Source organism: Hymenobacter sp. BT188, from assembly GCF_014333585.1.
Taxonomy (GTDB): Bacteria; Bacteroidota; Bacteroidia; order Cytophagales; family Hymenobacteraceae; genus Hymenobacter.
On record NZ_JACSCW010000006.1, the window covers coordinates 292,245 to 317,293 of the forward strand.

14 protein-coding genes are annotated in these 25,049 nt (G+C 54.1%); 1 reads left to right on the plus strand and 13 read right to left on the minus strand.

Going from position 1 to position 25,049, the window contains the following annotated elements:
• Window positions 1-20: 20 nt before the first annotated feature.
• The 12 genes from H8B13_RS18065 to uxuA all read right to left on the minus strand — a co-directional run bounded on the left by H8B13_RS18065 (window position 21) and on the right by uxuA (window position 21,566).
• Window positions 21-1,169 carry a glycoside hydrolase family 43 protein gene (locus H8B13_RS18065; RefSeq protein ID WP_187312218.1) on the minus strand — a complete coding sequence of 383 codons (1,149 nt, stop codon included), beginning with the start codon at window positions 1,167-1,169 and terminating at the stop codon, window positions 21-23.
• Between the two features lie 25 nt (window positions 1,170-1,194).
• Entirely contained in the window at window positions 1,195-3,654 is a 2,460-nt protein-coding gene (locus tag H8B13_RS18070) for a glycosyl hydrolase family 95 catalytic domain-containing protein (RefSeq protein ID WP_222841465.1), read from the minus strand.
• Window positions 3,655-3,835: 181 nt separating this feature from the next.
• Complete coding sequence (locus H8B13_RS18075) at window positions 3,836-5,764, minus strand: alpha/beta hydrolase-fold protein (protein WP_187312219.1); 1,929 nt, start codon at window positions 5,762-5,764, stop codon at window positions 3,836-3,838.
• Between the two features lie 77 nt (window positions 5,765-5,841).
• Complete coding sequence (locus tag H8B13_RS18080) at window positions 5,842-7,164, minus strand: family 43 glycosylhydrolase (RefSeq protein WP_222841466.1); 1,323 nt, start codon at window positions 7,162-7,164, stop codon at window positions 5,842-5,844.
• Window positions 7,165-7,259: 95 nt separating this feature from the next.
• Window positions 7,260-8,864: a glycoside hydrolase 43 family protein gene (locus H8B13_RS18085; protein ID WP_187312221.1), complete on the minus strand. Its 1,605-nt coding sequence runs from the start codon at window positions 8,862-8,864 to the stop codon at window positions 7,260-7,262.
• Window positions 8,865-8,879: 15 nt separating this feature from the next.
• Window positions 8,880-10,028, minus strand: a complete 1,149-nt coding sequence (locus H8B13_RS18090) for a glycosyl hydrolase family 8 (protein WP_261990439.1) — start codon at window positions 10,026-10,028, stop codon at window positions 8,880-8,882.
• A gap of 201 nt (window positions 10,029-10,229) precedes the next feature.
• Window positions 10,230-11,906 carry a glycoside hydrolase family 43 protein gene (locus tag H8B13_RS18095; RefSeq protein ID WP_187312223.1) on the minus strand — a complete coding sequence of 559 codons (1,677 nt, stop codon included), beginning with the start codon at window positions 11,904-11,906 and terminating at the stop codon, window positions 10,230-10,232.
• 329 nt (window positions 11,907-12,235) lie between these two features.
• Entirely contained in the window at window positions 12,236-14,188 is a 1,953-nt protein-coding gene (locus H8B13_RS18100) for a RagB/SusD family nutrient uptake outer membrane protein (protein WP_187312224.1), read from the minus strand.
• 11 nt (window positions 14,189-14,199) lie between these two features.
• Window positions 14,200-17,298 (minus strand): SusC/RagA family TonB-linked outer membrane protein, encoded by a 3,099-nt coding sequence (locus H8B13_RS18105; protein WP_187312225.1) that lies wholly within the window; start codon window positions 17,296-17,298, stop codon window positions 14,200-14,202.
• Between the two features lie 55 nt (window positions 17,299-17,353).
• Window positions 17,354-18,166 carry an SDR family NAD(P)-dependent oxidoreductase gene (locus tag H8B13_RS18110; protein ID WP_187312226.1) on the minus strand — a complete coding sequence of 271 codons (813 nt, stop codon included), beginning with the start codon at window positions 18,164-18,166 and terminating at the stop codon, window positions 17,354-17,356.
• A gap of 24 nt (window positions 18,167-18,190) precedes the next feature.
• Entirely contained in the window at window positions 18,191-20,296 is a 2,106-nt protein-coding gene (locus tag H8B13_RS18115; protein WP_187312227.1) for an alpha-glucuronidase family glycosyl hydrolase, read from the minus strand.
• Between the two features lie 25 nt (window positions 20,297-20,321).
• Entirely contained in the window at window positions 20,322-21,566 is a 1,245-nt protein-coding gene (gene uxuA / locus H8B13_RS18120; protein ID WP_187312228.1) for a mannonate dehydratase, read from the minus strand.
• 341 nt (window positions 21,567-21,907) lie between these two features.
• Between uxuA and H8B13_RS18125 the strand changes: the two genes are divergently transcribed.
• Entirely contained in the window at window positions 21,908-23,086 is a 1,179-nt protein-coding gene (locus tag H8B13_RS18125; RefSeq protein WP_187312229.1) for a LacI family DNA-binding transcriptional regulator, read from the plus strand.
• Between the two features lie 159 nt (window positions 23,087-23,245).
• On the opposite strand, the gene H8B13_RS18130 is transcribed toward H8B13_RS18125, so the two are convergent.
• Window positions 23,246-24,706 carry a L,D-transpeptidase family protein gene (locus H8B13_RS18130; RefSeq protein WP_187312230.1) on the minus strand — a complete coding sequence of 487 codons (1,461 nt, stop codon included), beginning with the start codon at window positions 24,704-24,706 and terminating at the stop codon, window positions 23,246-23,248.
• Window positions 24,707-25,049: the final 343 nt, after the last annotated feature.

The following is a 25,049-nucleotide window of genomic DNA, read 5'->3' on the forward strand; positions in this document are numbered from 1 at the left end:
GCTAGGCGCGGCGGGCAAGGTTAGTAGCGCACCGTTTGCTCCGTCCAGGTGGGGCCGTCTATGGCAAAGATTCCATTGCGGAAGTGGAGCGGCTCGATACCCAGCTGGGGCACCGTTTCCCAGGCTTCAAGCTTGGGGCTGAAGGGCGCGGGCCGCTTGTCGTACATGAAGTAGTGGCAGGAGCTCCACAGCTGGCCATCGGGTCCCTCGAAAATGGCGTTGTGGCCGGTTTCCTGGTACGGGTCGGGCGTGTCGGTGAATTGCAGGTTGCTGTAGCCGCCGTTGCGGGCCATTTCGGCGCGGTATTCTCGCTTGCGGGTACCAAAAATGGGTTCGGGTGAAGCCAGCTCCCAGGGGCCCAATGGGGTTTTCGAGCGCAGCAGCCCCACCTCGTAGCCCCGCGTCCAGGTCGAGAAAAACATGAAGTACGTGCCGTCGCGCTTCAGCACGAAGGGCCCCTCGATGCCGCCTACCATCCAGCCTGGATTGTTAGCGTCCTTGGCCCCGCGAAACTGCTTGATCTCGCCCACCAGCTTGCCCGTAGGCAGGTCAATCTTGGCTTGCCACAGCCCGTTGCCGCTGCAATACAGGTAGGTCTGCCCGTCTTCGTCCTCAAACAGGGTGGCGTCGTTGTTGTATTGCGGCGTCAGCGGGCCGTTTACCAACTTATAAGGGCCGGTTACTTCATCGGCCGAAAACAGCCAGACGCTGTGCGTGCTCATGCCCTTCGGGTCCTGGGCCGTCACCTGGCCGCTGTTCACGGTGAGCCAGTATTTCTTTTGGATGTAGTGAATCTCCGGGGCCCAAAACCGACCGTTGTAGGGGGTATTGGGGGGCAAATTTTTGGCGTCAATCAGCCACGAGTGTTGCCGCCAGTGAATCAGGTCGTCCGACACGAGCAGGCGCACGCCCGGGTTCGGCCCCGACCATACTGGCATCGACGTGCCCGTACAAAACCACTGCCGCCCCACTTTAATGATAAAATGGTCGCGCATGGAAATGGCCGTGTCGCGCGTGATGGGATTGGTGTAGCGAAACTCCTTTTTGCCGAGGGCGTCGCCCGAAGCAGTTGTTTTTTTCGACTGTGTGCAGGCATTCAAGCCCACCGCCAGCAACATGGTGGCCAGCAAACAAGGTTTGTAAAAGAGTAAGCGGAGTGAAAACATCATATGCTGAATGATTTTAAGTCAAGAATCAGTTGCCCCGCAGTTCATAAGTCTTGCCGGCCTCCGTGGGGAAATCGTACACGAACGACGCGGGCAGCGTGGGTTGACGCTTGGGGACTTTTTCGGCTACTAGCGGGGCTTTCACGGGCAGTGTTTGGTAGAATGGATTGGGATTGTCGCCCTGCGCTAAACGAAGCACCATTCGACCGGATGATTTCACGGGACTATGCACCCGCACCCGGCAATTGCCCCCCAGACGCGAGGTGATGCGCGCACGGGTAATCTTGCCTTTGCTCCAGGCCAAGTCTACCACGTAGCCCCCGCGGGCCACCAGACCCGTTACTTCGCCCGTAGGCCAGGCATCGGGCAGGGCGGGCAGTAAATCCAGGACGCCATCGTAGCTCTGCACCAGCAGCTCGGCCAAGCCGGCGGTGCAGCCAAAATTGCCGTCAATCTGGAAGGGCGGGTGCGCGTCGAGCAAGTTTGGGTAGGTGCCGCCGCCCTCGCCCGAGTTGCCGCCCGCCCCGGAGCGCAGGCGCAGTTGCTCGGTGAGCAGCTTATAGGCGTGGTTGCCATCGAGCATGCGGGCCCAGAAGTTCACCTTCCAGCCCATCGACCAACCCGTGGACGCGTCGCCGCGCTGGGTGAGCGTCACGCGGGCAGCCTCAAACAGCTCGGGCGTGCGGTAGGGCGAAATCTGACCGCTCGGAAACAGCCCGTAGAGGTGGGAAATGTGGCGATGCTGGTCCTGAGGGTTGTCCACGTCTTGCAACCACTCCTGCACCTGTCCGTGCTGCCCAATCTGCATGGGCGGTAGTTGCTCGCGCAGGGTGCGCAGGGTGTCGGCAAAGGCGTGGTCGGTGTTCAGCAGCTCGGCGGCCCGGATGGTTTTCGAGAACAGGTCGAACACCAGCTGGTTGTCCATAGTGGTGCCGGCCACAATGGCAATGCGCTTACCCTGAAGCGTATAGGTATTTTCGGGCGACACCGACGGGGCCATTACCCGCCACTGGTGGGTGGGCTCCTCCTGCAACGCATCGACGCAGTAGGCGGCCGCGCCCTTTAGCACGGGGTAGTACTCGCGCAAAAACTGCTGGTCGCCGGTGAACTGGTAATGGTTCCAGAGGTGCTGACTGAGCCAGGCCCCGCCCATGGGCCAAAGACCGTACTGCGGCGGGTCGACCTGCCCCGTGATGCGCCAGATATCGGTGTTGTGGTGCAGCATCCAGCCCCGGGCTCCGTACATCTGGCGAGCGCTCTGTTGGCCGGTTACGCTCAGCTCTTTAAGCATGGCGAATAAGGGCTGGTGCAGCTCTGTGAGGTTGGTAGCCTCGGCCGGCCAGTAGTTCATTTCGGTGTTGATGTTCACCGTGTACTTGCTGTCCCAGGGGCCTTTCAGCTGGTCGTTCCAGATGCCTTGCAGGTTGGCCGGCTGCCCGCCCGGCTGCGACGAGCTGATGAGCAAATAGCGACCATACTGGAAGTACAGCGCCGCCAAAGCCGGATCCTGGCCCTGGGCAAAGTTTTCAAGGCGCTTGTTGGTGGGCAGCTGGGCGGCCGCCGTCACGCCCAGGTGCAGGCTCACCCGGTGGAAGTAGCGCTGATAGGCGGCGACGTGGTCGGCCAGCGTCTGCTTATAGAGCTTGCCCACAGCCTTCGCCAGGTAGTCAGTGGCCCGCTCGGCGGCGTTGCCGCTCACGTCATGGTAGTTGTTGAAGTTCGTGCCAATGGAAATGTAGAGCGTGGCGCTGTTGGCACGCTCAATGCGGATGCCCGCGGCGGTGGTTTGCACAGTGCCACCCTCGGCTACGGCCTGCACCCGCGTCTGGAAGCGAATCTTGCCCTTCTGCCCTTCATGCTCACTGCCGCGGCCATCGAGTACTAGCTGGTCGTTTTCGGTGCGGAGGGTGTGCTGCATCAGGCTTTCGGCGCTAAGCTGGCAGCTGATGCTACCCGGCCGGCTGGCCGTGAGGCGCACGAGTATTACTTGGTCGGGCAGGGAGGTGAACATCTCGCGCCGGTAGGTAACGCCCCCTACTTGGTAGCTCACTGAGGCCACGGCACGGCCGATGTCCAGGTCGCGCTGGTAGGCGGTAGCTTGGTCGTGGCCAGGAAAATATAGGTACACGTTGGCGGCCATCTGATAGGGCATGCCGCTGTTGCCGGCGGGTTGCATCTGGCTCTGCGCCAAAGCCTGCGCCTCCACCAGCCGCCCAGCCAGCAGTTGCGTCCGTAACTGTTGAATCACGGGTAAAGCGTCAGGATTCACGTTGTTGTTCGGCCCGCCCGCCCAAATGGTTTCCTCATTCAGTTGCAGCCTCTCCCGCTCCGGCGCGCCAAACACCATAGCGCCCAGGCGGCCGTTGCCGAGGGGCAGGGCCTCATTCCAGTTGGCGGCGGGCCGATCGTACCACAGCCGCAACGGGGTAGGCGCTGGCTTACCCACCGCCACCGCTAACGGCCCGCTAATCCAGCTAAGTAGGAGCAAAAAAGCCCCCCATAGCCAGTGAAGTTTTCTTATCTGTTCTCTAACTCGCAAAGTAAATGGGTGTTAGATTTAAACTAGTTACCTCGGCAATCGAAGACACATGGGGAGCAATTAGACAATTTGTTGCTATGCCTACTAGTGCTGATTGGTGGCTCATCACTGCTTTAGCAAGGCCACTTGACTAAAAAAGCTTCTGAGCAAACAGGTACAAATCGTGGCGCCACACGGGCCAGGTGTGGCCGCCGGGGTACTCGCTGTACACGTATTTAATGCCTAGCTCATCCATTTTGGCCCGCATCATCTTATTGTTGGCGTAGGCAATGTCCTCCGGTCCGCCCATCGAGAGCCACAGCTGCTTGAGGTTGGTATTGATAGTGCCTGCATTGGCTTTCATGAAGGCATACTGCGGGTCGGAGAGTTGGGGGTTGTTGGCAAAAAAGCCCGAGCTAAACACGCCCAGATACTGGAACATATCAGTGTTGCGCATGCCGGCATACAGGGTTTGCAGTCCGCCCATCGACAGGCCGGCCAGCGCCCGGTTATTGCCCCCCGCCCCTACCCGATAGTTATTTTCCACTACTGGCAGCACGGTTTGCTTCAACTCGTCTTCAAAACGCTTTAGAGTCTGCTCGCCGAAGCCCGGCAGGCCGCCGGGGCCGCCCATGTTGCCATCCAGCATCACTACGAGCATGGGCTTGGCCTTCTTCTCGGCAATCAGGTTGTCCAGAATCAAATCGGCTTTGCCTTGCTGGACCCAGCCGGTTTCGTCTTCGCCTCCGCCGTGCAGCAAGTAGAGCACCGGGTACTTAGTGGCCGGGTTGGCGTCGTAGCCCGGCGGCGTGTACACGTAGAATTTCCGCCACGAATTAGTCACCTTGGAATAAAACCGCTTCATCCGCACCTCGCCGTGGGGCACGTCGCGCAGGGCGTAAAAGCTGGTGCCGCGACCGGGAATCTCAATGCCGCTGGCCATGCGACCCATACCGTAGAAGGTGTTGCTGGCGGGGTCGGCTACGGGCAGGCCGTCGAGCACCAGGGAGTAGTAATGCAGGCCCCGGCTCAGCGTGTCGGTCGTTACGGTCCAGGTGCCGCTGCTGTCTTTTACCATGTCGTATTTCCGGCCTAGGTCCAACTGCGCCTGCTGCACGCCGGGGGCTTTGAGGCGAAACACGGCCCGGTTATCCGGCAAAATCTGAGGGTATTTCGCGTTGCGCACGTTGGTGGCCGCTGGCGTGCCCAGCACGGTGTAGCTGGGCAGCGCCGCCGTATCGACGGGCTTAAACAGAAACTGCGAAAACATATACAGCCCGTTTTTCCAGACCTTAAAGTCGTGCCCGCCCGCTTCGAGGTAATACACGTGGGGCACGCCGTGCTCGTACAGGTAGTCGTGCGTGCGCTGGCTGATGGGCAGTAAACCATCCGCGTCGCCGCACGAAATCCAGAGGAGCTTGAGTTGCTTTTTGGCTTTGGCGGGGTCAGGCACCAGTTGCTCGGGCAGCTTGGTGTTGGGAGCCGAAGAAAAGCCCCCCACCCAGGCAAAATTATCCAGGTTGCCCAGCCCGAAGTTCAACGACTGCCCACCGCCCATGGACAGCCCGGCCACGGCCCGGTTCTCGCGACTGGTGAGCACGGGGTATTTCTTTTCAACGAAGGGAATAAGGTCAGTCAGCAGGTCTTTTTCGAAGTTGGCAAAGGCCGCCACTTTATCCGGACCAAAAACATTGCCCACGGGCCGGTCGTCTTTCATGGCCCGACCGTTGGGCATCACCACCAGCATGGGCTTGAGCTTGCCCGCTGCGTACAGATTATCTAAAATCACCTGCGGGCGTCCGCCTTTGAGCCACTCTTTTTCGTCGCCCCCAATGCCGTGCAGCAGGTAGAGCACCGGGTACTTCTTCTTTTTGGAAAACCCCGGCGGCGTGTATACCAGTGCCTTACGCACCGTGCCCACCGTTTTCGAAGTATAGCTGATACTATCCAGCTTGCCGGTGGCAATACCCGTCGTGGGTTGGTCGAAGCCCTTGGGCGCTTCCTTCACCGTCAGTTGGGCAAAAGTGCTGCTTACGCTCAGCAGAAACTCACCCAGAATGATAAGCAATACGTTTTTCATAGCTTGGGAAAAGGCTTACAGGCCTAGGGAGCGAGCAGGAAAATGGACGGATTACAAGTGGGGGGGCTTTTTGGCTCCTATTCGAATTTCACCCAGTCAATTTCAACGGGCGTATTCGTTTTGGCGGAAACCACCAGCGTATGCGTACCGGGCTTGACGGTGGTCAGGGGGGCTTTTATCTCCTGCCACTGGTCACCCTTCGGCACCACTACCTGGACCAGCACCGGGCCAGTAGCCCCATCTACCCGGACTTGCACTGTGCCACCACTCGGGGCGGCCACGCGCATGGTTGCGGTCTTGAGGGTTTGTTTGCCAAATGCTACCCCGTTGTACTGCACCCACGCTTGGTTGTTGGCCAGCACGGTTTTCCAGCCTTGGAACTTGTTGGCGGTATCCAGAAAGGCAACAGAGGCGCCGCTGGCGCTGAGGCGGCTATAGCGGTCCAGTTGAATTTTCTGCTTGGCATCGGTCAGGCCTACCCCACGCAGGGTTGGCTTAACCTTCCGAATAGAGCCATCGGGCGCGAAGGATAAGCTGTCGATTCTGACCGAGCGGTTCTTGTCGAAGTTGGGCGACAAGTCATTGTGGTGATAGAATAGGTACCACTGGTTTTTGAACTCGAGCAAAGAGTGATGATTGGTCCAGCAGCCCGTGGACGACTCGTCCATGATGACGCCCTGCACTTTGAATGGCCCTAGCGGGCTGGTGCTGGTGGCGTATTCGAGGCGTTCCGTTTTATTGGCCACGTGCGGATACGTTAAGTAATACGTCCCATTCCGCTCAAATACATACGGTCCTTCCTTCAAGCCTTTGGTGGGCAACTCCCCCAGGGTTTTAGGCTCAGAGGCAAGCTCCAGCATGTTTTCCTTCAGCTTGGCGCCGAAAATATCTCCCTGCGACCAGTACAAGTAAGCCTGCCCATCCTTATCAATAAACACGTTAGGGTCGATGCCGCGCACGTTTTTGATGGGTAGCGGCTGCGGTACAAACGGGCCGGTAGGTTTATCAGCCACGGCTACGCCGATGGTGAAGCCTTTCACGTTGGTAGTGTCCTTGGGCGTGGTGGGGAAGTAGAAATAGTACTTACCGTTGCGGTAGATGCAATCCGGCGCCCACATGCTGTAGCTGTCGGGCTTCACCCAAGGCACTTTGTTCTGGGTAACGATGACGCCGTGGTCGGTCCAGTCCGTCAGGTTATTGGAGGAAAAGACGTGGTAGTCCTCCATGCAAAACCAGCCAATGCGCCCGCGCCCCGGCCCGCAGGGAATATCGTGGGACGGATACACATATACCTTGTCGCCAAATACTCTCGCCGTTGGATCGGCCGTAAACTGATTGGTGATAAAAGGGTTTTGCGCCGATGCAGTGCCAATTAAAAAAAAGGCAACAACAACCAACATGCAGTACGGTTTACGATCTATCATTTGTTGTTTTATTTGTTTATAAATTATCTACACACTTGGCATTAAATAATAAAATTAAATATTATTAGCGCTTATTTATAGTAGTTAATATTATCTGAAATTCGGAAATAATCAAAATCAGCGTAGCCACCCTCATTTTTTGTAGCGTAATTAAATAACCCAAATCGATATCCCATAAAATGCGGCAGCGTGTAGGTCATTTTCAGCGGCTTACCTACGGTTTTCCAGGATTTACCGTCGAGGCTATAAAAAAAAGTGGCCACGTCTTTACGGTCCGTAAAATCACACTCAGCTTTAAAATAAATTTTGTTCTGCGTCATCAGTATGCGCTGCATTTCCATGGGCTTTTCTGATTCCGCGCTCACCATGACGATGGCCTTCGTGTCCTTCGTACGCTCCACTCCGACCAGTCCGTAGCGCTTCTGCAATAAGGCCAGGCCGGCAAAATCACCGTCTTTCAGTTGTGAGACATCCAGGGCCGTAGTTCCGGAACATACCGGGCCGATGGTGCGCTGGGTGAGCGTATTGCGGGCCAGCAGAAAGGAGGAATCTACGCGGCCGGTGCGCAGGCGCAGGTAGCCTTTACGGTCGGTGAGCGACCAGAGCGCGTTGTCTGGGTTGTGGTTCCACTGCCACACCAGCGGTAGCGCACGTGCGCCCGGTCGCCGTTCAAACTCATCTGACGCGACAATGCCGGGAATAAGCCCCTTGCTAGCGGGCAGAGCCAGCGTCTGGGGGGCTTTTCCGGCCGTACCCAGTACGGGCCAGCCGTCGGTCCAGGTCACTGGCACTAGGTATGGAATACGGCCCACGGCCCCAAAATCGCGGAATAAGTACGAATACCACTGGCCGTCGGGGGTGTCAATGAGGCCACCCTGCGCCACGCCTAAATCTTGGAGCGCCACCCTACCCTCATAGGGACCGGTTATGTTATCGGCCCGATGAATCACCACCGTCCGCATACCATCCTTGGGCCAGACGATGTTGAAGAGGTAGTATTTGCCTTTGATCTTGAATAACTGCGAGCCCTCGGCGGGGAGGTTAATATTGGGGCCGGCAGGCGCACTCGCGTTTTCGATAAGGACTTGTTCCGTCGTGCCAGGCTTCACACCGGAGACGTCGGCAGTTAGCTCTACCAGGCGCAGCTTACCGGCGCCATACACCAAGTACACGCGGCCATCGTCATCAAAAAACAAAGAATGGTCGTGGTAGCTGGGCTTAAACGACACGGCTTTCCAGGGGCCTTTTTCAATGTCGCGGGTGGAGTAGATGTGCGTTTTGCCGGTGGTCTGGGCGAAGGTGCTTACGTAATACGTGCCCTTATGCAGGCGCAGACTGCTGGCCCAGGAACCCCGGCCGTAGGTGCTTTTGCCATTAGTAAGCGTTAATTCATCTGAGCTGGCCAGCGTATCGTAAGCGTAGTTTATTAATTGCCAATTAATTAAATCCTTGGATTTCATAATCGGTACGCCCGGGCTCATATGCATGGTCGTGCTGCTCATGTAATAAATATCTCCCACCCGAATTATCGATATATCCGGCACATCGGCGTGGATAATAGGATTCTGAGCCTTCTTTGTTTGCGCAAACAGTGGCAAAATAAAAATCGGCGCGATAAGTATTCCGCAGAATAAAACGATTTTATTAAAAAAGCCCCCCACAGAAAAAGAATACATAAGCTGAGTGTTTATTTAGCGCTGCTGAGGTTTTATAGCCTGGTATTTTCCGCTCAAATGCATCAAGCTGAATAAGTATAAAATGCCGTCATAATAAGGATCGAAGTAGCCATCCTCATACGGCTCCAGCTTGGCTCTCCAGAGGGCGTGTACAAAATCCAGCTCGTTCGTATTCCGCCGTATCAGAGAGGCCGAAGCGGCCGTGGCTACCAGCCCCAGCGAGTGCCGCAGTTTCTTGACGTTACCAGCTTGCAGAATGAAATTGGGCCGTGAGCCGTCCACGTTGAACTGGTCCTCGAAGGTGTTGATGCCCTTGCTGCGCAGAAATTCCTGAAAGCGCTGGGCGTACTGCTCCTGCCAGGCTTTATCCTTGCCAAACCACACGTAGTCCATGGCAATGTTCATGGGTACCCGCCAGGAGTCGTAACGGAAGGCGGGCGGCGCCCACTTAGTAGCGTGGGGCTTCCCGCCAAACTCGGTGTAGTCGTAGTTAAGGCCGGTTACCGGGTCGCAGGCGCGGTGCAGAAACGCCCGTGACGTATCGGCGCAGGCCCGATAAAACGATTCGTGTCCGTCCTCGGCATACTCGGCCCACACCTCCATAAAAGCCGGCACGTGGTAGGAAGGATCGGTCCAGTTATACATATCACCGACGGGCACAAAGCTGATTTGCTTGTGCTGGGTGTTGATCAGGTTATACACGTCGCCGGTGCCATCCTTTTTCCACATGGCATCCAGAATGTTGCGGGCTTCCTGGTAGTAATTAACGCCGGTGGTGTTACCCCAGCGGTTAGAGGCAAACAGCAAGCTGGTGACGAAGTACAGTTCGCCATCCGATGCCGGTCCTTCGGAGTTGCGCTTCATCGTGGCCGGATTGAGGCTCCAGGCAAAGTACCCTTTCAACGGGCCCTCCTGATGTTGCAGGTACTTTTTCGACCAGCGCCAAATGCGGTCAAACTCTTCCTTTTTGTTTAGCTGCACGGCTATCATCATCCCGTACGAAACCCCTTCGGTCCTGACATCGTGATTCTTCAGGTCCGACACGTAAGCCATCGAATCGCCTACTTCAAAGTAAATTCGGTTGGGCCCTTCAAATAGTGCCTGGTAGGTTTGGGTAACCTTTTTATCAATGTCGGCCTGGCTATAGCCAGCTTCTCGTAACAAGTTGGGGTAATGACTGGTGTAAAAAGCCCCTTTCCGATTCGGCTGTACCTGCTTCTGTTTTGGTAGGCGTTGCGCAGCGCTGCTACCCAGTCCTACATACAGCAGGCATAGCAGCACGCAGTAGCTCATACTACTTTTAAGAAATTCGAGAAGTGAGTTCATCGCCTGATTATAGAGCCGTGACTTCGTTTATAACGCGCCTTACTTCTTGTATACCGGGTCGTTTCCTTCGTATTTCAGCCACTTGAAAGAAGCGGTATTGACGGTGGGCTGCCCAGCAGAAGTGCCGTACATGCCGAACAGGCAGCCAATAAAGCCCCCCGCCGTTTGCGTGCTCAGGAAACGCGCGTCTACTTTGTCTTTGAGCAGCGTCCAGGCTTTGCCGTTTTCCGAAAACCGGAAGCTATAGGTGTCGCCCTCCGCATTAATGCGCAGCAGCACTTTGCCAGCCGCTGATTTCAGCGGAGCTTTTGCCAGCGGCTCCATCTTCTTTGGATCGTCGGTACTCTTGAACAGCTGCACAACCGGCTTGCCCTGCTCCAACGATTTGCAGAGGTAATAAAAGTGCTTCTCGTCCTGAAAGACCACCAAGCCAGCGGTTTCATTCTCCGCCTTAGCCGAGAAAGTCAGCTCGGTTTCGGCGCTGCCATACAGGTGCTGTTGACGCTTGCCAATGAAGGCCGGGTTGCCCAGTTCCGCGCAGGTTTCCGGTTTGAGTTTTAGGGTGAGCCCATTGGCCTTGCTCAGCGAGAAATTGGTACTATCCACGGTTCGCATAAACAGGAGCGCTGGATCAAGCTGCTTGTCGAAGGTGAGCGTGTAGCTGAAGTTGCCGCTCTGTGGCCGGGCGTCTTTCTGTTTTATCTCGGGAAACTTCGCCGTGTAGGAGTACTGTACCCCATTGGGTCCGGGGTCCATAACCGGCCACTCGTCTTTCCACACCACGGGTACGATAAACGTCTCCCGACCCGTGTTGTAATGGTTGCCTTCGTAGGGCCGCACCGCCAGGAAAATAGCGTACGTCTGGCCATCGGGTCCTTCCACAAACTGCGCGTGCCCCGCCGACGTGATAGGGTCTTTGCGGTCTTTAGGCAGTTCCCGCTGGGAGAGGATAGGATTTTTCTCGTAAGGCACATACTGCCCCAGAGGCGACTTGCTGCGGAAAACAACCTCCGTATGATTCACCGACGTCCCGCCTTCGGCCGCATATAGGTAATACCAGTTGTTGCGCTTCATGATGTGCGGCCCTTCAATCCAGACCGGCTTTTTGCTCAAGTCGACGCCGCCATTGACCAAGATTTTAGCCTCGCCCACAGTTTGCAGCTTCACTGGGTCCAGCTCCATGATTTTGATCGTGCGGTGCCCAGAATACAGTGATATATTATCCGGTGGGTCGCTGTTATAGATAACGTAAGCTTTGTCGCCTTCAAAAAACAACGAAGGGTCGATACCCTTCACCTCCGGCAGAAAAATGGGGTCACTCCACGGACCAGCAGGGTTTTTGGCTGTCACCACAAAGTTGCCCTTGTGGTCAATCAGCGTGCAGGTGACGTAAAACGTGCCATTATGGTGCTCAATGGCTGGGGCGAATAACCCACGGGTCATGCGGTCGCCCATGAAGTTCATTTGCGAAGGCCGACTGATGACATTTCCGATTTGCTTCCAGTTTTTCAGGTCCTTACTGTGCATGATCGGGATGCCTGGAAAGTAGGAAAAGGTGGAGTTAACCAAGTAGTAATCTGTGCCTACCCGAATGACGCTTGGATCGGGATAAAAGCCCGTCATAATGGGATTAACTAACTCAATCGATTGTGCAAAAAGAGCTGCGTTATGGAGCAGAAACAGGCAGATTGTAAGTAGGAGAGCTTTTATTTTCATGCTATTTGGTAGGTATGCTTTCTAGGTCTAGGATGTTTACTCGACAAGATGATAAGTGTGTAAGTGAGGGCGACACTTGGCAATCAATCGGAATATTTGCCCCCCACCACTTCGCTCACAAAGCAGACCGCCGCTGAACTTAGCTAGTGGAATGGTAAATACATCTTTTAAAAATATTGCCGGCAGCTCACCCAGCCGAACGAACTCGGGTTCGGTGATACTGCCGGCAGTTATTATTTTTCTTGGTTAATGAGACGTATCCTATCAAGGGGTAAAAGGATTGGCTGCTCGTATTGGACAGCCAATTCCTTTACCTCTTTTTCGTCAGGCTATTGGTAGCCTGGGTTTTGATAAGCTGCTTTTACATCTGGTGCTACGTCCAGCCGGTCAAGCTGAACCTGCGGAATAGGACGCAGATAGTGCTGCGGTTGAATAGTACGCGTAACGGTTAGAGGTGTATGATCTCCGTAGTTTGTTCCTCCAATACGGTAGGTAGAAGACAACTCATTCCATTTTTGAGTACGCACCAGATCATACCAGCGGTAACCTTCCGCATAGTATTCGCGCGAACGTTCTGCCAGGATATAGTTGATGTCTATAGTAGCCGGAGTAGCCGCAACCATGGCAGCGCTATTATCCTGCACTTTGGCCACGTTTCCATTATTGTCAAAACGCCACTTACCAGCCCGGGCACGAATAACATTGATTAAGTCTCTGGCATTTTGACCAGCTTTGGTAGTTGCCCCTTTTACGGCTGCTTCGGCTGCTACAAAATAGAGTTCAGAGAATTTAGCAATGTTGAACGGACGTGTACTGCCGGCATTAGGCTGTCCTAAGCCAGTACCGTTATCCGTACGGTAAGGACCAAGCTTCCAAAGACCTGGATAAACAATTCGGCTTATACCACGCGGCGAAATCACATAATCCGCTCTACCGGGCAGTACTCCTGCTCCCACATTGCTCGCACCTGCTCCGGTAGGGTAAGTAATAGGAGTAGTAGGTTCTGAGTTCAGGAAAGTCAGGATTGCGCCACCTGGGGCAACTGGCAGATTATTGGCATTGTATAAAGTGGGGTTAGCAACTCCTGCTTTGGGCCAGTTGCCACGGTACACGGTGGTGAAAGTACCATCGTAACGAGAATCATTTGTTTTGTCGGCAAAGGTGTTCTCGATTGCACCAATGGTAGGAGCCATACGATTCCAGGGACGGCCTAACGCCTGAGCTGCTTCCCGCTGAACAGAAGATATAGCGCCTGTTCCGTTGGCATTAGTGGCGCTTCTGATGTTGGTATAGTTCCAAGTCATCATCCAGCCAGCAAAGTTGTCAGGGGCACCGCCACTACCAAAGGTAAGGCTACCTCCATTGTATAACTCGCTGGTTTCGGTATGGTCAGCAAACAGCAGCATTTCAGCATTGCGGTCGTTTGTTGCCAAGTGTACATCATAGTATGTTGGCTGCAAACGGAACGGACCTGGGCTCTCAATACCAGCTATTGCTATATCATACGCCTGCTGATAATAATACTGGGCGTTACGACCGTCAGGATCTGTTCTTGGAGTTTCCGGGAAGGTCGGAATATTGTTAGGGTTCTCGAGCCACCAGGCATAGCTCAGGTAGGCTTTTGCCAGATAAAGGCGGGCCAGCGTTTTGGTTGCGCCGCCAATAACCCGTGGAGTCGCCGGCAAATCATTGATTGCAATCAGCAGATCGGGAAAAACTGCCTTCGTATAGACCTCAGGTACCGTATTGCGGACCGATGTTCTGATAGGATTAGTGTTAAACTCCAGTTCGCCTGAACCCAAATCTAAAGGTACCCCGCCAAACGTTTGTACCAGCATAAAGTAGTCGAAGGCGCGGAAGAATCTCGCTTCGGCAACAAGGGCAGGAGAAACGGTTCCTACTGCGCTGGCATTTTTGATAATGCCACTGGCCGTGTTGATGTTAGGAAAAGCAGCCGTCCACAATCTGTCTGCCCGGCTGTTATTGGCGTTAAGCACCGCCCTGCCTGAGAAGTCCATGGCCAGAAAGTTCTCGTCAGCATCCCTGCCATAGGTTACTTCATCTGTGCCGGTCAGAGTAGCGTTATAGAAGTAAGCATCCCCATAGATGTAACGCAAGTGAGCGTACATGGATGTTAACCCACCAGCAACGCCTCTTTCTGTTTGAAAGAAGCTGGGCTCGTAAATACTCCTAGGCTCTTCTTCCAACAGATCCGAGCACCCAGCCGCGGACATGGAGATTAGGGCCGCTCCGATGAAAAATTTTATGTTAAAGGGTTTCATTTTTCTCTTTTTTAGAAGGTAAGATTCAGGCCTACGAGATAGCTGCGGGTTGCAGGTGCGTTGGTACCAATTGTCAACAGACGCCTCGGGGTGCCAGTAGTTACTGCCGCATTTTGGTCGGCGTAAGAGTTGGTCTCAGGGTCCATACCAGATTCTTTGTGATATGGTGAAAACATCACAAATGGGTTCTGAGCTGTCACGTAAAGGCGTAATCTGCTAACTCCAGCGCTCTGCAACCACGCGTTGTTGTCAAAGTTATAGCCAAGGGAAATGGTACGTATCTTCAGGTAAGAGGCATCAAAGTAACCCAGCGTACTGCCATACTTTGGATTGTCGCCGCTCGTGAGACCACCTGGTTTAGGATATTTGGCGTCCGTGTTCTCTGGAGTCCAGTAATCCACATCTACGTTGCCCCGGCGACCGTTCATTAGATTGAGGTAGCCAGATGAACCATACAAGGTACTATTGAGGATACCACCGCGTTGGAAAGCACCTACCGTGCTCAAATCAAATCCTTTATAGGCAACACGGGTGTTGAAACCTCCTTCGAAGTCAGGGTTTACATCCAGGATTTGACGGTCTAAGGGGCCAATAGCTCTGGTAGGGGTGCCATCTGGATTATAATCGCCGGTGTATTTCACCTTGATCATACCCGCGTTTCCACCTGGCTCAAGAATGTTTCTGTATGGATCTTCTTCTTGCCACAACCCTATTTTCTCATAATCATAGATTACGTTGATAGGTTTGCCAACAAACCACCAGTTTCCCTCATCCCTCTGTTGTTCACCAGCAAGCGACACAATCTTGTTGCGGTTAGCATACATGTTGACACCAGCTTCCCAAGTCCAGCCGTTGAGATTTTCTAGAATTACACCATTCAAAGAGAGTTCTAGCCCTTTATTTTGGGTAGCACCAATGTTGGTAGTATAGCTGTCCACACCAGAAGTTGGAGGCAATGGCAAACCAAGCAGAATATCTTCAGTGTTCGTTACATAGTACTCCACCGTACCAGATAGACGGTTGTTCAGGATGGCAAAATCCAACCCGTAATTCCAGGTTTTAGAAAACTCCCAACCTAAGGTTGGGTTTGGCAGTTGGCTCACGAACAAACCCGTCTGGTAGTTAGTAGGACCAAAATTGTATGGTCTGGTAGCTAAAAGGCCAAGGGTTGCATACGGGGCAATAGCTTGGTTTGACGTTATACCGTAACCAGCTCGCAGTTTCAACATGTTTACGGCAGGAACACTCTGCATGAATGCTTCTTTGGCCACATTCCAGCCCACCGACACCGCAGGGTAGGTATTCCATTTATATCCTTCGGAAAGTCTGGAGGAGCCATCCGAACGGACCGTGGCGGATAACAAATACCGGTCATCATAGGAGTACATCACTCGTCCCATGTAGGACAACAGACCGAATTTCCGGTACTGTTGATCACCGGGGCTTACGGTAATTTCGCCGGCAGCTAGCCCTAGGTTGTAGTATTGGAAGGCGTCAGAAGGAATATCTCTTGCTGCGATCCGCGACTGGTTGAAAATGTTATTCGAGGCAGAATATAAGGCTAGGGCATTTATGTTATGCTTCTCAGCAAAGGTGCGGTCATAGGACAAGATATTTTCAATAGTCCAGTCTGTAGTAACTTGGTTACTAACGGATGCCGTAGAAGGTGTAGTGGGGTTAACAGCGTTTATCCCCTGTCCGGTGTAAGAACCACCCTGGCTCTGCCGATAGTTTACCCCTAGGTTGGCACGATACTTCAACCCCTCTACCCCAGGAATTTTAGCTTCCGCGAACAAGGTGTTGTAAGTGGCCAAAGATTTTGTTTCACTTAACCATCTATCGCCTAAATCTTCTACTATATCTTTTGTATAGACCCATTGCTCATCCAAGGGCATTCTAATGGTTCTTTTTAAGGTACCATCAGGATTATAAGGATTGGCGATTGGCGATGAATTCAAGACGCCATATATACCCACATTGGAGCCTTCGGATAGGCCATAGGTATTATTTGTAGTGAAACCTAACCGGATGTATTTCCCAACCCCTTGGTCGAGCGTACCACGTACGGAATAACGGGTATACTGCTGGGTAGGGATTACACCTTCTTCCTGGTAGTAGCCCGCATTGAAATTATAACGTCCGTTCTCAGTACCACCGGAAACACCTAAGTTGTGGTTCGACTGAATACCAGTTTTATACAGCAAATCCTGCCAATCAGTATTTACATCATCAGCCTCATCCAAGGAGTTGGTATAGACGCCCGCTGCTTTACGAAGCGCAACAAATTCAGGCCCATCCATCATGTCGTATTTGGCGAAGACCGTCTTAGCGCCAACAAACCCATCGTATGTTATTTGCGGTTTCTGACCTGATTTACCCCCTTTGGTAGTTATCAGAACAACTCCATTTGCCCCCCGTGACCCGTAGATAGCCGTGGCAGACGCATCCTTCAAGATATCTACACTCTGAATATCGTTGGGGTTAATGTCACCGATGGATCCTGGAAAAGGAATGCCATCCAATACTATCAATGGATCATTACTGGCAGAAAGTGAGCGTGTTCCGCGTATGCGAATTTGCGTGCTCGCGCCAGGCTGGGAGGAGGATTGCGAAAACTGCACACCTGGCAAACGGCCTTGCAAGGCCTGTGAGATATTAGCAGATGGTACTTCGCGCAAGGACTCTCCGCTAATAGAAGCAACTGAACCCGTTACCGCTTCTGCTCTCTGCACGCCGTAACCAACCACCACCACCTCGTTCAACTGCTTAGTATCCTCGGCCAGTGTGACATCGAGCGTCGACTGGTTGCCGACGGGTACCTCTTTAGCGGTATAGCCTACAAATGAAAATACCAAAGTAGATCCTGGTGCTGCTGCTACCGTAAACCGGCCATCTGCGTCGGTTGCGGAACCAGTATTAGACCCTTTGACCACTACGTTTACCCCGGGCAACCCGGTACCATCGGCCGCCACTACACGACCGGAAATAGATTGTGTAGCCTGGGCGTGTACCTGCACAGGGACGAGCATGGCCCCGACCAGGGGTAGGCTGGTGGCCACCGCTAGCGGCCAGCTCAGCCCGAAGACCGTTTTTCGTAATGATAAATGCATGGAAGTGGGATGTTTGAGGTGTGAGAGTAAGCTTAATTTCTAGTGGAACCAGCTCCTAGAAGCCAATGGAATTGCCCCCATCCACGGGAAGGGAAGCACCAGTGATATAGCGTGCGGCCTCAGAAGCCATGAATACCGCCGCATGGCCGATATCGGAGGGCTGGCCGAACTTGCCCATGGGCGTGCGGCGCATGGCCCGGTCGCGGCGGTCGGGGTCGCTGTTCATGGCGGTGCGACTCATCTCGGTTTCGATAAAGCCGGGGGCAATTGCATTCACGCGCACATTATGCTTGGATAGCTCTGAGGCCAACACCTTTACCATGCCTTCTACTGCCGACTTGGACGCAGCATAAGCCACTACCCGGTCGATACCATAGTAGGCCGCCATAGACGAAATCATGATAATCACCCCGCTCTGGCGCTCTACCATGCGCTTGGCACAGGTCCGGGTGAGGGCAAAAACCGCGTTCAGGTTGGTGTGAATAATGCGGTTAAAATCCTCGTCGGTAACTTCGAGGGCAGGCTTTTTCATGTTTATTCCGGCATTGTTTACCAGAATATCCAACGGGCCATAGGTGGCTTCAATTTGAGCTACCAAGTCTTCCAACGTGTCTAGTTCATTAACATCATTGGTGAGGTAGTGAGCAGCTTCGCCAAGTTCAGTCACAGCCTCTTGTAGCACTGACTCACGACGGCCGGTAATGATGACGGTAGCGCCCGCAACTGTCATGCAGCGCGCTATTTCCAGCCCGATGCCGGTGCCGCCGCCCGTAACCAGCGCCAGCTTTCCTTCCAGGGAAAACGGGTTGGGTTGGTGCTGCCCGCTAGGCTGGGTATGCGATGAAACAAGGTGTTCGGTGTGTGCCATGCCAGAAAGAATGAAGCGGGATAATTAGCGCAGTTGATAGATGTCGACCAGCTCTTTGATTTCGGCGAGCGGACGTATGGGGGGCGTGAGCGAGGGCGGAATGGGGCGCTTTGCGTAGGTCTGGAAATAGAGCACGCAGGCGTCGCGCCACCAGAGGGCCTCGCGGTGCTGAATGCGCAGGCGGGAGGCCACATCAGTATGCTGCTCGGGGTCGATTTTGGGCTTTACCTGCTCCCACTGCTGCTGCATCCAGAGCACGGAGTCGGCCCCAGAGTAGTAGCGGGTGGCCAATTCATCCCAGAGAGTATTGCCGGTACTTAGCCGCTGGCCCCAGGGAACGTGGTGAAACCAAAGCAGATAGTCGGGCGGGCAAGTGGCCGGATTACCCCAAAGCTGGCGAACCTGTGGGGCATATAGGGCAAGGGCATTGGAGCCTTTGGCAGTGCGATCGAAGCCCAAACCAATGGAGTCTGCTTTGTGATAGTACACCGAAGTCCAGTCGGGGCGGGCGCTTTTTTCCAGCCAAGGCTCGGGACCGTAGTGGATGCTTTGGCCCATGATGTGGTGCAGACCCAGCGGCGTAGTGTAGCGCACATAAATGTTGCGCGACTGGTTGAGCACCTGCGTAATAGTGCGCACTGCCTGGGGCTCCGCTGTCAAGGTCATTTTGGTCCACTCCTCGGCAACGGCATCCGATTTCAGTGTGTGGTCCCAGGCCAGACGGCCGAAAGCGTACCAGTTGGCCTGGCCGACGGGGTGGCCGGTCCAGTTGCGGTCGGAGCCGATGTTGGCCACGCCCGCAATACCGCTGATGCTATGCTTTTCCAAGGTGCCATCAATCACCTTGGCTACCGTTGAGCCTTTGCCTTGGGAGTAGGTATCCGACTCCAGGCATTCTTTAATAAGCGGGCCTAGGTACACGAGGTGAGTAGCAAAGCCCAGATACTCCTGGGTTAACTGCACTTCCAGCACGAGCGGGGTGCGGGGCATGGCGCCAAACAGCGGGTGAAATGGCTCGCGCGACTGGAAGTCAATCGGGCCGTTTTTCACTTGCACTAGCACCTTCGGGGCAAACTTGCCGTCGAGCGGTTTAAACTCCTCGTAGGCTTCCTTGAAACGGTCGCCTTTGGAGTTGGCTTTGTACACAAAGGCCCGCCACATCACAATGCCGTCGTGCTGGCCCAATGACTCGGCGAGCATGTTGGCGCCGTCGGCGTGGTTGCGGCCGTAGTCCTGAGGGCCGGGCTCGCCCTCCGAATTTGCTTTTACCAGAAAGCCGCCGAAGTCGGGAATGGTCTTGTAGATTTCATCCGTGCGGGCCTTCCACCACTGCCGCACTTTAGGGTCAAGCGGATCGGAGTTAGAAAGCCCCCCAATGAGCTTGGGCGCCGCCCACATCACCGACAGATACACCCGGATGCCGTAGGGCCGCATGACATCGGCTACCGCCGCCACCTTGCGTAAATATTCGGGCGTGAGGTAACGGGCGCTGGCGTTTACGTTGTTTACTACGATGCCATTGATGCCAATAGAAGCATTGGCGCGGGCATAGTCCTTGTAGCGAGGGTCAATGACTTCGGGCAGTTCCAGCCACTTCCAGATGGAAGAACCCGCGTAGCCGCGCTCCACGGTGCCATTGGGGTTGTCCCAATGATTAAGCATGCGGTACTGAACGCGCGGCTGACTGGTGAGGGCCGCCGTGGGGGGCATTTGTCCGGTCTGAATGTGGCGAAGCAGGGCAAAAGAGCCGTAGAGCACGGCCGCATCGGTAGGGCCGGTTACGACTAGTCCGCCATTTAGCTCCGATATTTTGTAGCCTTCCTTGCCCAGCGTGGGGTCGGCGGCTACTTGCAAACGGATACGCCCCTTACCGCCCGATGCTCCCACCGACACCGGGCGGCCCAACAAACCTTGCAGCCCGAGTTGCAGCTCGTGGGCAGCCGTTTGTAAAGTAGGCGACGCTCCATTTTCCAGTGTAATGCCCTTGGCCTGCGCCTGCCAGGCTTTGCGCAAGCGCGCATCTGGCAGTTGATCATACTTTAGCCACAAGCGGTAGCCATCGTCGGCCAAGCCCTGAGAATGGGCTCCAACGCACAGTACTACAAGCAGGAGCAGAAAGCGAAATCGCATAGGTGGGAAAGGCAATTGAGAAGAATTAATTGAAGCGGGAAGCGAGAGAATTGGCCTCGATATGTGCTGGGGGGCTTTTTTCAGCCTCCTGTATGCTGCGGCGAATACCCAGCTCCAGCCCACGCAACTCAGCTAGTCCGCGCAGGCGCCCGATAGCCGAGTAGCCGGGATAGGTGCGTTTTTCCAAGTCATCTAGCATCTGGTGGCCGTGGTCGGGGCGCATAGGAATGACCGCGTTGCCTTCACCCATTTGGGCACGGCGCAGCTCTTCGCGCACCAGTTCTTTCACTACTGCGTACATATCCACGTCGCCAGTCAGATGGTCAGCCTCGTGGAAGTTGCGCGGGTTTTCTTCGCGCTTGGTAGCCCGGAGGTGGATAAAGTGAATGCGGGGGGCAAATCGGCGTGCCATGCCAGCCAGGTCATTATCCGGCCGAACGCCCAGCGAGCCCGTGCAGAAGGTCAGGCCGTTGGCGGGCGAATTATAGGCTTGCAGCAGACCAGCGAGGTCGGCTTCGGTGCTTACCACGCGCGGCAAACCCATGAGCGGAAACGGCGGATCGTCGGGATGAATGCAGATGTTAACGCCCACCTCCTCAGCCGTTGGGCCCACTGCCCGCAAGAAATAATACAGATTTTCGCGCAGCTCAGCGGCCCCAATATTGGCGTACTCATCTAGCAGGCCCTGAAACTGACTTAGCTGGAAGGCTTCCTCCGAGCCGGGCAAACCAAGCAACACCGTATCCGATAACGTTTGCAGCTCAGCCGGCGACATAGCTTCAAACTGAGCGCGAGCCCCGGCTGCTACTGTTGAGTCGTAATCGTTTTCGGCACCGGGACGCTTTAAAATGCATAGGTCGAAAACGGCGAAATCCTGCCACACAAACCGTAGCGCCCGCGAGCCGTCGGGCATCTGGTAGTTCAGGTTGGTACGCGACCAGTCCAGCACTGGCATGAAGTTGTAGCACACCGTCTGAATGCCACAGGCCGCCAGGTTGCGCAACGACTCTTTATAGTTCTCTATATACTGAGTGCGGCCGGGCAAGCCTTTTTTGATGTCCTCGTGCACCGGCAGGCTTTCTACTACTGCCCAATGCAAGGCCGAATACTGGCCATTATCTGCCTCAATTAACTGCTGGCGCGCCCGGATTTCTTCCTTTGGCCATACCACTCCTACGGGCAACTGGTGCAGGGCCGTAACCACGCCGCTGCATCCGGCTTGGCGAAGTGAGTGAAGAGAAACCGGGTCATTAGGTCCGAACCAGCGCATTGTGTGCAACATGGGCGCTTTGTATTATAAAAGTCCAATTAACTTTAAGCTTTGCGGTTTGTATCGGAGGTTTTGCCGAAAACCCCGCAACAAGCTATTTAGAGTAACTTGCTCTCGAAGATAGAACAACAATTGGAACCGAAAGCAAAAAAAAATATGGCCTAACTGGCTGATTTCTAAATAAAAATACCGGAAACGTTACCGGAAACGGTTTCGATAGGTATTATTAAAACTCATCTCTACAAAAAATAATTTTAGATTATCTTCGAATAATCAAGGAGGATATTTCGCAGTGCTTCTTCACTATCGTTTAGGCATTTCGAAATAATACTATTCACATTATGATGAAATGCACAAAGTGCACCTCCGCCGATGCGGTGATGCGGGCAGGCTTCATTCGGGGCCGCCAACGGTTCTTCTGCAAGTCCTGCGACTATCACTTCACGGATAATAAGGCCCTTCCGGCGCCGGAGCGCAAACGGCATCAAACCACGATCAGCGACGTGGCGAAAGTACTGGGCGTAGCGCCCTCCACGGTGTCGCGGGCGCTCAACGGCCACTCCGATATCAACTCTAATACCCGACAGGCTATTATTGATGTGGCCCGTCAGCTGGACTATCAGCCTAACTTACTGGCTCAGAGCTTGAAGAGCAGCGAAACCAAGACTATTGGGGTTGTTATTCCTGACATTGAGCGGCCATTTTTCGCCACGGCTATTAGTGGTATTCAGCAAGTAGTGACGGAGGCGGGCTACCGTGTAATGATCTGTCAGTCGAAGGAGTCGTATGAGGTAGAAGTCAGTAATGTGCAGGCACTTATCGCCAGCCGCGTAGACGGGCTACTGATTTGCCACTCCCGCGAAACCCAGAATTTTGACCATGTAAAGCCACTCGCCTGCCGGGGCATTCCGGTGGTGCATTTCGATAGGGTGAGCAACGAGGTGGACAGCGCCAAAGTGATTCTGGATGACTGGAATGGCGCTTTCAACGTGACCGAACACCTGATTGAGCAGGGCGCGCAGCGTATTGCAATCCTGGCGGGGCCGGAGTCTTTGCTGATCAGCCGTAATCGTTTAGCGGGCTACCAGCATGCCCTTAAACGCAATCAAATGCCCCTCCGCCCAGAGTACGAGGTGCACATAGAGTTTCAGCCGGAGGAAGCCGTAGCAGCCTTAGACGCGTGGATGGCCCTGCCCGAGCCGCCCGACGCCATTTTTGCTATTAACTATACTAATGCGTTTGATTTGCTGGTCGCTCTCAAAAAGCGCGGCCTGCGGGTGCCGGATGATATGGCGGTGGTAGGCTTCGGCGACGAGTTTATGGCCTCCATGATTGAGCCGGGCTTAACGACCGTTGATCTTCACCCTTACCGTATCGGGCAGCAGGCGGCGCGGTTATTTCTCGAACAAATGCGGCTGAAGGAGGACTTCCAGCCCCGCACCTTCGTTATCTCCGGCGATCTGGTGATCCGGCAGTCTTCTTTGAAGGGCAAGGGAAATTATTTTAAACTGGAAATTTAGATCTGGGGGGCAAAAACCAATGTACTACATCCAAGTAAAGCAAGCTTTTACGCGTCTTTAATTTAAGTGATTAGACTACCTGAACGGCCAATAAGCCATACAAAAAAGAGAGGCATCCCTGCTGTCAGCAAGGAGGCCTCTCTTTTTTGTTACTCAACTCTAGCGAGCAGCGATAGTGAATTCAACTGCTGTGTCGTCCCATACATTAGCCAACACTTTATCGCGGTGATAGATATCGGGGAACTGGCGCAACTGGCCACCATCGGCTTCTACAGTCTGGTAGCGCACAACTAGTTGAACTCCTGCGTTCAAGCCAAATGCTTTGGTCTCACCTTCATCAATGCTAGTCTCCATCTTTTCGATGCGGTCACTGCTGGTTTTGCCACCATCGCGCTGCAACAGGAAGCGAGCTAATTCTGAAGCATGCTGAACCCGGATGCAGCCATGGCTGAGAGCGCGGTACTCAGCTTTGAAGGCCTCTTTAGTAGGCGTGTCGTGCAGGAAAACCTCGTAAGGATTGGCAAAACGGAATACCACGTTGCCTAAGGCGTTACGGGAAGAGGGTGCCTGACGAATCTGATAGGGAAAGTCGGCTTGAGTTACCTTGTTCCAATTTACTGCGGAAGCATTAACCCGCTCACCAGCTTGGTTATATAAACGGTAGTTTTTAGAGGCTAAGTAGTTACGGTCACGCTTCAGCTTAGGAAGCGTTTCTTTGGTAGCAATGCTAAAAGGCATGCGCCACTCGGGGGCCGTTTGGAAATAACCAATCTTGCTGTACAGCTCAGGTGTTGGGGTTTCCGTTGTGCCTACTACTACGCGGTGGTTGCGCACTACTTGGGTGCCACGTACAACCTGCAAGTTATAAGCAGGAATATTCACTGCTAAGTAGATAGAGTCCATACGAGGCTCCCAGCGTAGGCGCTCCAAGTTCAGAGCAACGGGCAAGGCCATTTGACGAGCAGAGGCGGTATCCATTTTTAGCATACGCTGCCACGCTGCCAACAAGCGTACATAGCTGCGGCTAGTAGGTTGGGCAGCAAGGATCTGCTGCGTGAACTGGCCGCTTTGCAACGCCTGGCTCAGGTTAGCGGCTGCGTCGAAGCTGGTAGCGCTATCATTTGATTGTGTAGTCCGGATAGAGCTGTTCTCAATACGACCACGGTATAAATGCTGAGAGAAACGAATGAGGGCAGTCGTGATCCGAACCTCAGCAGCAAGGCGTTGCTGTGGCTGAGCTGGCGTCGACTGCAAAGAGTCCAGCAACAAGCGAAGCGAGCTAGCCTCGTACTCGGCAGGCTTCAAGCCGTAGTGCTGAGCATTCAATAGCAAGTTTACACCAGCTTGGGCATTCTTGGTAGGGCCGCTTTCGTTGGTCCATACAGGAGCATAGCTAACAGAAGCATAAAACTGACGCACCTGCTTCGTTACGATATCTAAGGTGTGAAATGTCTCGTTGGTGTTCACCCGCCGGAGATGGACAGTCAGGTCGACACTAGCCTGACCATTAGCCTGAAGCGAGATAGGTGCGCTAGCATCTTGAGCATCGAGCGAAAGGCTATTGAGTAGGAGTACTAAACCGAATGCGAAAGTATAGCGGAGGCGGAGGCGAGAGAACATGGAGCGAAGCGGTGAGCGGTGATGTAAATCCTTGATGGCGAGCAGTAAATCCGTAACAAACTTACTTTCAGCCTACCCCCTATGCTTCGTTTTTCGCTCGATGGCGCCTTTCCCTATGTGAATGAATAGCTTTTCTGTGTCAACGAAATGGCGTGCTTGAGCTTACCCTACTCTGACTGTGCTCAAATGCTAGTATGTGAGGCTCAGACTACCTGATCTATAACTTACTACCTGTGTATTAGCCCGCGTCTTGGCTATCTGAATGTTTTACATGAACTGTGTTAAAAGTCAAGCATTCAAGGCAAGTTTAGAGGTAAAATCAGCTTGATACGGCACGCCCGAT